Annotated in this window: 13 protein-coding genes; 12 read left to right on the top strand and 1 reads right to left on the bottom strand. The window is 71.1% G+C overall.

The genetic code is table 11. The features are described from left to right. The 3 genes from ftsY to ffh all read left to right on the top strand — a co-directional run. Positions 1-956, top strand: a 956-nt coding sequence (gene ftsY, locus Q0283_RS16565; protein WP_298045687.1) for a signal recognition particle-docking protein FtsY, incomplete at its 5' end; no start/stop codon positions are given. Between the two features lie 156 nt (positions 957-1,112). Further along, a complete protein-coding gene (locus tag Q0283_RS16560; protein ID WP_298045688.1) occupies positions 1,113-2,459 on the top strand; it encodes an ammonium transporter in 1,347 nt (448 codons plus the stop codon). Between the two features lie 164 nt (positions 2,460-2,623). Further along, positions 2,624-4,213 (top strand): signal recognition particle protein, encoded by a 1,590-nt coding sequence (ffh, locus tag Q0283_RS16555; RefSeq protein WP_183524840.1) that lies wholly within the window; start codon positions 2,624-2,626, stop codon positions 4,211-4,213. Between the two features lie 59 nt (positions 4,214-4,272). Here ffh and Q0283_RS16550 read toward each other — a convergent pair whose 3' ends face one another. Continuing rightward, the gene (locus tag Q0283_RS16550; protein ID WP_183524843.1) at positions 4,273-4,428 is read right to left on the bottom strand and encodes a hypothetical protein; all 156 of its coding nucleotides are present in this window, start codon (positions 4,426-4,428) and stop codon (positions 4,273-4,275) included. Positions 4,429-4,704: 276 nt separating this feature from the next. On the opposite strand from Q0283_RS16550, the gene Q0283_RS16545 reads away from it, so the two are divergent. The 9 genes from Q0283_RS16545 to Q0283_RS16505 form a co-directional block, all read left to right on the top strand. Further along, the gene (locus tag Q0283_RS16545; RefSeq protein WP_183524846.1) at positions 4,705-5,655 is read left to right on the top strand and encodes a VOC family protein; all 951 of its coding nucleotides are present in this window, start codon (positions 4,705-4,707) and stop codon (positions 5,653-5,655) included. Between the two features lie 164 nt (positions 5,656-5,819). Then, on the top strand, positions 5,820-6,266 hold the full coding sequence (gene rpsP, locus Q0283_RS16540; RefSeq protein ID WP_183524849.1) for a 30S ribosomal protein S16: 447 nt from the start codon (positions 5,820-5,822) through the stop codon (positions 6,264-6,266). Positions 6,267-6,268: 2 nt separating this feature from the next. Beyond that, on the top strand, positions 6,269-6,508 hold the full coding sequence (locus Q0283_RS16535) for an RNA-binding protein (RefSeq protein WP_029139284.1): 240 nt from the start codon (positions 6,269-6,271) through the stop codon (positions 6,506-6,508). Positions 6,509-6,649: 141 nt separating this feature from the next. Beyond that, the gene (rimM, locus tag Q0283_RS16530) at positions 6,650-7,207 is read left to right on the top strand and encodes a ribosome maturation factor RimM (RefSeq protein WP_183524852.1); all 558 of its coding nucleotides are present in this window, start codon (positions 6,650-6,652) and stop codon (positions 7,205-7,207) included. Further along, positions 7,204-7,923: a tRNA (guanosine(37)-N1)-methyltransferase TrmD gene (gene trmD / locus Q0283_RS16525; protein ID WP_183524854.1), complete on the top strand. Its 720-nt coding sequence runs from the start codon at positions 7,204-7,206 to the stop codon at positions 7,921-7,923. Before rimM ends, trmD begins: the two co-directional genes overlap by 4 nt. 243 nt (positions 7,924-8,166) lie before the next feature. After that, the gene (rplS, locus tag Q0283_RS16520) at positions 8,167-8,541 is read left to right on the top strand and encodes a 50S ribosomal protein L19 (RefSeq protein ID WP_010145118.1); all 375 of its coding nucleotides are present in this window, start codon (positions 8,167-8,169) and stop codon (positions 8,539-8,541) included. 118 nt (positions 8,542-8,659) lie between these two features. Further along, positions 8,660-9,265 carry a signal peptidase I gene (gene lepB / locus Q0283_RS16515; RefSeq protein ID WP_183524856.1) on the top strand — a complete coding sequence of 202 codons (606 nt, stop codon included), beginning with the start codon at positions 8,660-8,662 and terminating at the stop codon, positions 9,263-9,265. 34 nt (positions 9,266-9,299) lie between these two features. Continuing rightward, positions 9,300-10,040, top strand: a complete 741-nt coding sequence (gene lepB / locus Q0283_RS16510; RefSeq protein ID WP_183524858.1) for a signal peptidase I — start codon at positions 9,300-9,302, stop codon at positions 10,038-10,040. Further along, on the top strand, positions 10,037-10,549 hold a 513-nt coding region (locus tag Q0283_RS16505), incomplete at its 3' end, for an amidohydrolase family protein (protein WP_298045685.1). The genes lepB (Q0283_RS16510) and Q0283_RS16505, both read left to right, overlap by 4 nt.

The following is a 10,549-nucleotide window of genomic DNA, read 5'->3' as shown; positions in this document are numbered from 1 at the left end:
CCCCCGCCGCGCCGGAACTCGAGCGGCCCGCGCCCGCGGCCGGCCGCCTGGCGCGGCTCCGAGCCCGGCTGGCCAAGTCCAACAACATCTTCGGCAAGGGGCTGCTCGCCCTGCTGTCCACGGACAACATCACGGACGACGTCTGGGACGAGGTCGAGGAGACGCTGCTGCTGGCCGACCTCGGCACCGAGCCCACCATGGAGCTGGTGGACAGGCTGCGCGAGCGCGTCACCGTCGAGGGCTCCCGGGACCCGCAGCACGTCAAGGGCATGCTGCGGGAGGAACTGGTGCGGATGGTCGACCCGACCATGGACCGCCGCCTCGACGCCTCCCGCAAGGACGGCCGCCCGGCCGTGATGATGGTCGTCGGCGTCAACGGCGTCGGCAAGACCACCACCGTCGGCAAGATCGCCCGCGTGCTGGTGGCCGAGGACCGGCAGGTGGTGCTCGGCGCCGCCGACACCTTCCGCGCCGCGGCAGCCGAACAGCTGGCCACCTGGGGCGCCCGCGTCGGCGTGGACACCGTCCGGTCCGAGGAGGACGGGGCGGATCCCGCCTCGGTGGCCTTCGACGCCGTGAGGACCGGCATCGACCAGGAGGCCGACGTGGTCATCGTCGACACCGCGGGACGGTTGCAGAACAAGGCCAACCTGATGGACGAGCTGGGCAAGATCAAGCGCGTCATCGAGAAGCAGGCGACCGTGGACGAGGTCCTGCTCGTGCTGGACGCGACCACCGGCCAGAACGGGCTGAGCCAGGCCAAGGTGTTCGCCGAGGTCGTCGACGTCACCGGCATCGTGCTGACCAAGCTGGACGGCACCGCCAAGGGCGGCATCGTGGTGGCCATCCAGCGCCAGCTCGGCGTGCCGGTGAAGCTCATCGGCCTCGGCGAGGGCCCGGACGACCTCGCCCCGTTCCAGGCCGAGGGCTTCGTGGACGCACTCCTCGAGGACTGAGCCGAAACGAGCCGGTAACGCGATCCCCCGGTTCGTCACACACCCGAAACACCGCTGCGGGCACCGTGAAACACGGTGCCCGCACTCTTTAACCCAAGCCCGGTGATGCCACCCCCGGCCCCGGAACAGGTGAGAGAGGAACGTGCCGTGGAAGCGATAGAACTGACAGCCGGCCATGTCTGGACGATGGTGTGCGCCGGACTGGTCCTGCTGATGACTCCGGGACTGGCCTTCTTCTACGGCGGCCTGACGCGCGCCAAGGCCTCGCTGAACATGATGATGATGTCCTTCATCTCGATCGGGCTCGTCGCCGTGGTCTGGGTGCTGTGGGGCTACAACATGAGCGGGGGCGAGGGCATCGCCCAGATGTTCGGCAACCCCCTCACCGACGTCGGGCTCTACGGTGCCGTCGGCACCGAGGACCTGATCGGCATCGGCTTCGGCGCGACCTTCGCCATCATCACGGTGGCCCTGATCTCCGGGGCGATCGCCGACCGGGCCAAGTTCAGCACCTGGGTCGTCTTCGTTCCCGTCTGGGTCACCCTCGTGTACTGCCCCCTGGCCTTCATGGTGTGGGGCGGCGGGCTGCTGGGGGCTGAGGGTGCCATCGGCGGTGCGATCGGCGAGGCCGTCGACTTCGCCGGCGGCCTCGTGGTGCACATCTCCGCCGGCGTGGCCGCCCTGGTCCTGGCGCTGCTGCTGGGCAAGCGCCAGGGCTTCGGCACCGACCCCGGCCACCGCCCCCACAACATCCCCTTCGTGATGCTGGGCGCCGCCGTGCTGTGGTTCGGCTGGTTCGGCTTCAACGGCGGTGCCGCCTCCGACGCCGCCCAGGCGGGCCTCATCTGGGTCAACACCCTGGCGGCCCCCGCGGCGGCCATGCTCGGCTGGACCGTCACCGAGACCCTCCGCGGCCACCGGGCGACCTCGATCGGCACCGCCTCGGGCATCGTGGCCGGCCTGGTGGCCATCACCCCGGCCTGCGCCTACGTCGACCCGGTCGGCGCGGTGATCATCGGGCTGCTCGCCGGCGTGGCCTGTGCCCTGGCCGTGGGCCTGAAGTACAAGCTCGGCTTCGACGACTCCCTCGACGTCGTCGGCCTGCACCTGGTGGCCGGCATCCTCGGCACCGTGTTGATCGGGTTGCTGGGCCTGCCCATGGAGGACGGCCGGGCCGGGCTGTTCTACGGCGGCGATGCCTCGCTGCTGCTGGCACAGGTCGTGGCCGTGCTGGTCGCCGTCGTCTACGCCGGCGTGGTGACCCTCGTCATCGGCGCCCTGCTCAAGGCCGTCATGGGCTGGCGCGTCACCCCGGAGGACGAGGAGATGGGGATCGACCAGGCCCAGCACGCCGAGATCGCCTACGAGTTCGGCGGTGGCGGCATGGGTACCGCCTACGCGGCGAACTCCCCGGCCGAGGCCGCCGAGCCGGTCACCGCCCCGGCGCCGGGCGCCGTGCCGCCCGCGGCACGGGAAAGGGTTGATACCCTTGGAAACCGGTAGTTTCCGCCCACGGCGGTCACGGCCGCGCTGAGGCACCCGCTCACGGGGCGGGCCGCACGTCGCGGCCCGCCCCGCCGTCGTCGCCGGGAGCCGCCGCCCGCAGCATGATTCCCAGCGCGGGTCCTCCCGGGCCCGCACCGCACACCGAAGGAAAGTGCCCCGCCGTGTTCAACTCCCTGTCCGACCGCCTGGCCGCCACCTTCAAGAACCTGAAGGGCAAGGGGCGACTGTCCGAGGCGGACATCGACGCCACGGCCCGCGAGATCCGGCGGGCCCTGCTGGACGCAGACGTCGCCGTCCCGGTGGTGCGGGAATTCATCGGCCACATCAAGGAGCGCTCCCTCGGCGAGGAGGTCAGCCAGGCCCTGAACCCGGGCCAGCAGGTCGTCAAGATCGTCAACGACGAGCTGGTGAACATCCTCGGCGGCGAGACCCGCCGGCTGCACCTGGCCAAGAACCCGCCGACCGTCATCATGCTGGTGGGCCTGCAGGGCGCGGGCAAGACCACGCTGGCCGGCAAGCTCTCCCGGCACCTCAAGGGGCAGGGGCACACCCCGATGCTGGTCGCCGCCGACCTGCAGCGGCCCAACGCCGTGCGCCAGCTGCAGATCAACGGTGAGCGCGCCGGTGTCCCCGTCTTCGCCCCGCACCCCGGCGTCTCCAGTGAGTTCGAGGACGCCACGGGCGATCCGGTGCAGGTGGCCCGCGACGGCGTGGCCGAGGCCCGGGCCCGCTACAACGACATCGTGATCATCGACACGGCCGGCCGACTCGGCGTGGACCAGGAACTGATGCGCCAGGCCGCGGACATCCGTGCCGCCGTCCAGCCGGACGAGGTCCTGTTCGTCCTCGACGCCATGATCGGCCAGGACGCGGTGGCCACCGCACAGGCCTTCAACGAGGGCGTCGGCTTCACGGGCGTGGTGCTGTCCAAGCTCGACGGCGACGCGCGCGGCGGTGCCGCGCTCTCGGTGCGCTCGGTGACGGGCAAGCCGGTCATGTTCGCGTCCACGGGTGAGAACCTGGACGACTTCGAGGTGTTCCACCCGGACCGGATGGCCTCGCGCATCCTGGACATGGGCGACGTGATGAGCCTGATCGAGCAGGCCGAGCGCAGCTGGGACAAGGCCGAGGCCGAGAAGATGGCCCGGAAGTTCGTCGACCAGGAGGACTTCACCCTCGACGACTTCCTGGACCAGATGCAGCAGATCAAGAAGATGGGCTCGATGAAGAAGCTCCTGATGATGATGCCCGGGGCCCAGGGCATGCGTCAGCAGCTGGAGCAGTTCGACGACCGCCAGGTCGACCGGATCGAGGCCATCATCCGCTCGATGACCCCGCACGAGCGGGTGGCCCCCAAGATCATCAACGGTTCACGCCGGGCCCGCATCGCCCGGGGATCCGGGGTCCAGGTCTCAGAGGTCAACGGCCTGCTGGAGCGTTTCGGCCAGGCCCAGAAGATGATGAAGAAGATGGCCGCCGGCGGGGGCATGCCCGGGATGCCGGGAATGCCCGGTGGTGCCGGTGGCGCGCGCAAGGGGAAGGGCAAGGGCAAGAAAGCCAAGCCCCGTTCGGGCAACCCGGCCAAGGCCGCCCAGGAGATGCGCGAGCTGGAGGAGCGCCGGAAGCGCTCGGCCCCGCAGGTGCCGGGGTCGGCCTTCGGCCAGGGTGCCGACGGCGCGGGATTCGACCCGTCGTCGCTGAACCTGCCCAAGGGGTTCGAGAAGTACCTCGGCGGTGGCCCCGGGCAGTGACCCGGTGGCCCGGTCCGGGCGGGCCGGGCCGATGGGCCGGTTCCGGTGCGGACGGACGGTCAGCGCACGCCCTGGGCGCGGGTTGCCGGTTCCTGGTGGGGGTGCTGCCGCATGTACTCGTCGAGCACGTACACGATGGGCACCTCATGGGCCGCGGCGATGGACCGCAGGTCGATGACGGTGGCGTGGATGGGGATAGGCGGTAGGCCGCTCACGATGGTCCTCCTGGGGATAGGGGTGTCAGTGCCTCGGTGATGAGGCCTGCATCGCAGATGGCGGGATCCGGCGGACCGGTCTCGCCACCATTGAAGCCCGAGAACGCGGAGTTGGCCAGCAACAATGCGGCAACGGTGGGATCGCGGGGAGAGGGTCGTCACACCCGGGTCACGACGGAATAGTTGAAGCATCAACTGCGTTGTGAGGGGGGATGGCGCGGTTCCCGAGAGGGCCGGCGCCGGACCCCCGCAGCCGAGCAGATCCAGGAGCCCAGCATGTCCCTCACCGTTGACCCCGCGACCGCCTCACGGAACCACCGGCCCATCAGCGGCCGGCCCGTGGACGAGTTGCTGCCGTCCGGCCTGGCCATGGGCATGGTCACCCTGAGGACGGACGACGTCCCGCGGCTGCGTTCCTACTACGAGCAGGCCCTGGGCCTGGTGCCGGTGGCCGAGGACGGCCCCAACGTGGTCCTGGGCCGGGCCGGCGTCCCCCTGGTCGGCATCGAGGAGGCGCGGGGCCTGAAGCTTCCGGCCGAGGGTGAGGCCGGGCTGTACCACGTGGCCATCCTCTTCGAGCAGGCCGCCGACCTGGCCGCGACCGTGTACTCCGCCCTGCGCCACGACCCGACGAGGTTCGTGGGCAGCTCGGACCACTACGTCTCCGAGGCCTTCTACTTCCAGGACCCGGACAACAACGGCATCGAGCTCTACATCGACCGCCCGCGCGAGTCCTGGACCTGGCGCGCCGACGGCCAGGTGGAGATGGCGACCGTCTACCTGCCGTGGGACGGCTTCCTCGACACCCACCTCACGGAGGACGCCGTGGCGGGCCTGCGCACCACGCCGGCCTCGGTCGGTCACGTCCACCTGCAGGTCGGCGACGTGCACCAGGCCGAGGACTTCTACGTCGACGAGCTGGGCTTCGAGAGGACGACGACGCTGGGTTCGATGGCGCTGTTCGTCTCCGCCGGCGGGTACCACCACCACATGGCCATGAACACCTGGAATTCCACCGGCGTCGGGCCGCGCCGCAACACCCTGGGCCTGGGCAGCGTGGAGCTGACCCTGCCGCGGGGTGACGGCCTGGAGGCCGCCGAGGACCGGCTGAGGACCGCCGGGCGCGCCACGCGGCGCACCGACCGGGGCCTGGAGGTTCGCGACCCGTGGAACACCCTGCTGGTGCTCTCCGAGTCCGGCTCCGCGGACGCGCCCTCGTCCGAATAGGAGAATCCGCCGCGAATCTGGCAGAATGTACGGGTACTGAACCGCCGTCCGGGCGACCCTCTATCCACCGGACGGTCGTTCTGTCAGCAGGGCAGGGACCCGTGCCAACCCCACGGCCGGCTTCCGCGCTGCGCCCAGACTAAGAACCAGGAGCTACCACACCCGTGGCCGTTAAGATCCGTTTGAAGCGCTTCGGCAAGATGCGCGCACCGTTCTACCGTATCGTCGTCGCCGACTCCCGCACCCGCCGGGACGGCCGGGCGATCGAGGAGATCGGCAAGTACCACCCCACCGAGGAGCCCTCGTTCATCGAGGTCAACTCCGAGCGCGCCCAGTACTGGCTCTCCGTGGGCGCCCAGCCCACCGAGCAGGTCATGGCGCTGCTGAAGATCACCGGTGACTGGCAGAAGTTCAAGGGTCTGCCGGGCGCCGAGGGCACCCTGAAATCCCCCAAGGCCAAGGAGCCCTTCGTGGCCCCGCAGAAGGGCTCGGTCATCATCCCCGAGGCCATCACGCCCAAGAAGGACGCCGCTGAGGCCCCGGCCGAGGAGTCCGCCGAGGCTCCGGCCGAGGAGACCACCGAGGCCCCGGCCGAAGAGAAGTCTGAGTGACCATGCTGCAGGAGGCGCTGGAACACCTGGTCCGGGGAATCGTGGATTCGCCCGATGACGTCCAGGTGGACCTGCGCACCAACCGGCGCGGCGAGGTCCTCGAGGTCCGCGTGGACCCCGCGGACCTCGGCCGCGTCATCGGCCGCCAGGGCCGTACCGCCACCGCACTGCGCACCGTCCTGGACGGCCTGGCCGGCCACCCGGTCCGCGTGGACGTGGTGGACACGGACCGCCGCCGGTAGCCACCGGTCGGTCCCGCCCCGGCCCCTGCCGGTTGCATGACATGATGGCCCGTGTCCGGATCCGTCCGGGCGCGGGCCATTGCCGTCCCCGGGCCGGACCGTCCGGCCGCCCCCGCACCACCAGTGAGAGGAACCCGCGCCATGCCCGAGAGCACCACCAGCCCACAGGACAGCGTCCGGGTGGCACGGATCGGGAGGCCGCACGGCATCCGCGGTGACGTCACCGTCCAGCTCTACACGGACGACCCGGAATCGCGCTTCGTGCCCGGGGCCGTGCTCGAGGGGCGGAGGGGCTCCGGCGGCCGGGACGGGAACCTGACCGTCGTCCGGGCGCGCTGGAACAAGGACATCCTGCTGCTGGCCTTCGACGAGGTCACCGACCGCAACGGTGCCGAGGAGCTGCGCGGCACCGAGCTGTTCGCCGCCCCGGACGAGCCGGGGGAGGACGAGGGCTGGTACGAGGAGGACCTGATCGGCCTCTCCGTCGTCGTCGACGGTGCGCGCGTCGGTGCCGTGAGCGGCCTGGTCACCGGGGAGGTGCAGGACCTGCTGCAGGTGACGCTGGACTCCGGGGCCGAGGCCCTGGTGCCCTTCGTGGAGGAGATCGTGCCGGAGGTCGACCTCGATGCCGGCACCGTCACCCTGGACCCGCCGCCCGGGCTGCTGACCCTCAACGAGCAGGAGCCCGGACAGCCGTGAGGATCGACGTCGTCACCATCTTCCCGGAATACCTCTCGGCCCTGGACGTCTCGCTGATCGGCAAGGCCCGCCGCGACGGACTGCTGGACATCCACGTCCACGACCTGCGCGAGCACACCGTCGACCGCCACCGCACCGTGGACGACACCCCGTACGGCGGAGGCGCCGGCATGGTGATGAAGCCCGAACCGTGGGCGCTGGCGCTCGAGTCCATCGCCGAGGCCGGCCGCGCGGCCTCCCTGGACCGTCCCGTCCTGCTGGTCCCGACCCCCTCGGGCCGGCCGTTCCGTCAGTCCCTGGCCCAGGAGCTGTCCGGCGCGAGCCATCTGGTGGTGGCCTGCGGGCGGTACGAGGGGATCGACGAGCGGGTCTTCCACTGGGCGCGTGAGCTGTTCGACGTGCGCCTGGTGTCCCTGGGTGACTACGTCCTCAACGGCGGGGAGGTCGCCGCGCTGGCCATGATCGAGGCCATCGGTCGCCTGGTGCCCGGAGTGGTCGGCAACCCCGAGTCCCTCGTGGAGGAATCGCACAGCGACGGCCTGCTGGAGTACCCGGTCTACACCAAGCCCGCCTCCTGGCGCGGACACGAGGTGCCCGAGGTGCTGCTCTCGGGAGACCACGGACGGGTGGCCGCGTGGCGCCACGCCCAGCAGCTCGAACGTACCCGGGCCCGCCGCCCCGACCTCTTGCCCGCCGCGGAGGCCGACGCCGGCTGACGCCGGCCGCCGGCTGACGCCGGCTGGATGCCGGCCCGCGGATCTGGCATAATGGGCCGCTGTGTCAACTGGACATCCGACCTGCCACAGGGGGCGGATGCCGACAGTATGGCCAGCCGGCGCCCAGCAGGGGCAGACCGGTCGACAGCCTGGGCACGCCCATCCCGTCACCCCGCACCGGGGTCACGGCCGGCGCGCCACCGATCACGTGGATGACCTGTGGCGTCCACCAGGAGTATCAGCATGCATATCCTCGACTCCCTCGATGCCGCCTCGCTGCGCAACGACGTCCCCGACTTCCGTCCCGGTGACACCGTCAAGGTGCACGTGAACATCGTCGAGGGCAAGACCGCCCGCGTCCAGGTGTTCCAGGGCTTCGTGATGGGCCGCCAGGGCCACGGCGTCCGCGAGACCTTCCGCGTCCGCAAGGTCTCCTTCGGCGTCGGCGTGGAGCGCACCTTCCCGGTGAACTCCCCGGTCATCGACAAGATCGAACTCGTCACTCGCGGTGACGTGCGCCGCGCCAAGCTGTACTACATGCGCGACCGCCACGGCAAGGCCGCCAAGATCAAGGAGAAGCGCGACTTCGCGACCTCCAAGGGCAACAAGAAGGCCTGATCGGCCCCACGTGCCTGAGTCGCCGCGCACCGGGCGCCGGTCCCCGTCGGGGGGCCGGCGCCCTTCGCGTACCCCGGCCAGCGCCGACCGTCGTCGGGCCCCACGCTGGGCCCTGCCCGTGGCCGCGGTGGTCCTTGCGGCGGTGCTGGCCTCGGCCCTGCTGCGCAGCACCGTCGCGGAGCTGTACCTGATTCCCTCCGGTTCCATGGAGCCCCTGCTGCGCGAGGGGGACCGCATCAGCGTGGACCGGGAGGCCTATGCCTCGGCGCCGGTGGAGCGCGGCGACGTGGTCGTGGTGGACGGAGAGGGCAGCTTCGCCCCCTACGACTCCCGTCCGGCCCCGGTGCGATGGGGCGGCGACGCCCTGCAGTGGCTGGGGCTGGCCCCGGACACCACCGCCTACGTCAAGCGGGTGGCCGGCGTCGGGGGGGACACGGTGAGCTGCTGCACGGCGGCCGGACTGCTCGAGGTCGACGGCCGCCCGGTCCCCGAGTACTACCTGGCCGGACCGCCCCCGGCCTCCCGGATCGAGTTCACCGCCGAGGTCCCCGAGGGCCGGCTGTTCCTGCTGGGGGACAACCGCCACGCCTCCGAGGACTCGCGGTCCCTGCTCGGCGCCCCCGGCGGCGGGATGATCCGGGAGTCGATGGTCCTCGGCAGGGTCGATGCCGTCGTCTCGCCCCCCGGCCGCCGGGAGGACATTCCGGCGGGGGACGGGCGGTAGAGTGGACAGCCGGACCAGCGGAGAGGACAGCGAGATGGCCCAGGACAGCAGCGACGGAACGGCCACTCAGCCGTCCTCCGGTCGTCGGCTCTGGCTGGCCGTGCGCGAGATCGTCCTGATCGTCCTGATCACCATCCTGGCCTCGTTCCTGGTCAAGACCTTCCTGTTCCGCGCCTACTACATCCCCTCCGGTTCGATGGAACAGACCCTCCAGGTCAACGACCGGATCTTCGTCAACCTCCTGGTGCCCGGTCCCTTCGAGGTCGACCGGGGGGACGTCATCGTCTTCCAGGACACCAAGGGCTGGCTCGGTGAGCCGGTCCCGCAGCCCGCCAACCCGGTGCGCGAGGGCCTGGAATTCATCGGCCTGATGCCGGACTCCTCGGAGCAGCACCTGGTCAAGCGCATCATCGGCATGCCGGGGGACCGCGTGGAATGCTGCTCGGACACCGGCCAGCTGACGGTGAACGGAGAGCCCGTCGAGGAGCCGTACCTGCACCCGGGGTCAGCGCCCTCGGACATGCCCTTCGACGTCACTGTCCCGGAGGGGCACGTCTGGGTCATGGGCGACCACCGGGACGCCTCCGCCGATTCCCGCCTGCACCAGCAGGGACCCGGCAACGGCTTCATCAGCCTGGACGATGTCACCGGCCGCGCCGAGGTGATCGCCTGGCCCCTCAGCCGCTGGGGGGACGCCGGTGGCGACCGGGACGCCTTCGACTCCGTCCCCGAGCCAGACCCGGCGCTGACCGGAGCCGGCGGCGGGACGGAATGAGCACGACCCCAACCACCCGCACCGCCCGTCGGCCCGCACGCCGCCGGACCGTGACGATGCCCGGCCTGGACGTGGAGTCCTCGCTCGTCGCCACCCGGCTGGCAGGGGACACCGTCCCCGGGGCCCTGGTCGCCGGCATGGACGAGGTCGGCGCCTATGAGGCCGCGAAATCCGCCGGCCGCCTGCCGCTGCGCATGTGGCAGGTGCTGGCCGGCAATCCGGAAGGCATCGCGCAGGCCGCCTGGGACCAGGGGCTGCGCCCGATGGCCGGCGACGATTCGCTGCGCTGGGGCGCGGTGAAGGTCTTCGCCGACGGGTCCGCCGGCGGGCTGACCGCGGCCTTCTTCGAGCCCTACCTGGCTTCCGCGGGCGGCGGCACCGGCGTCTTCACCTTTCCCGACGCGACGATCCACGCGCTGCTGAAGCTCTATCACGAGCAGGGCTGGCAGCTCGACATCCACGCCATCGGCGATGCGGCGATCCAGCAGGTGCTGCTCGGCATGGAGGCC

The organism is uncultured Citricoccus sp. (genome assembly GCF_937871995.1).
Taxonomy (GTDB): Bacteria; Actinomycetota; Actinomycetes; order Actinomycetales; family Micrococcaceae; genus Citricoccus.
Note: the sequence above shows the minus strand (reverse complement) of the source record. Positions and strands in the feature narration are given on the sequence as shown.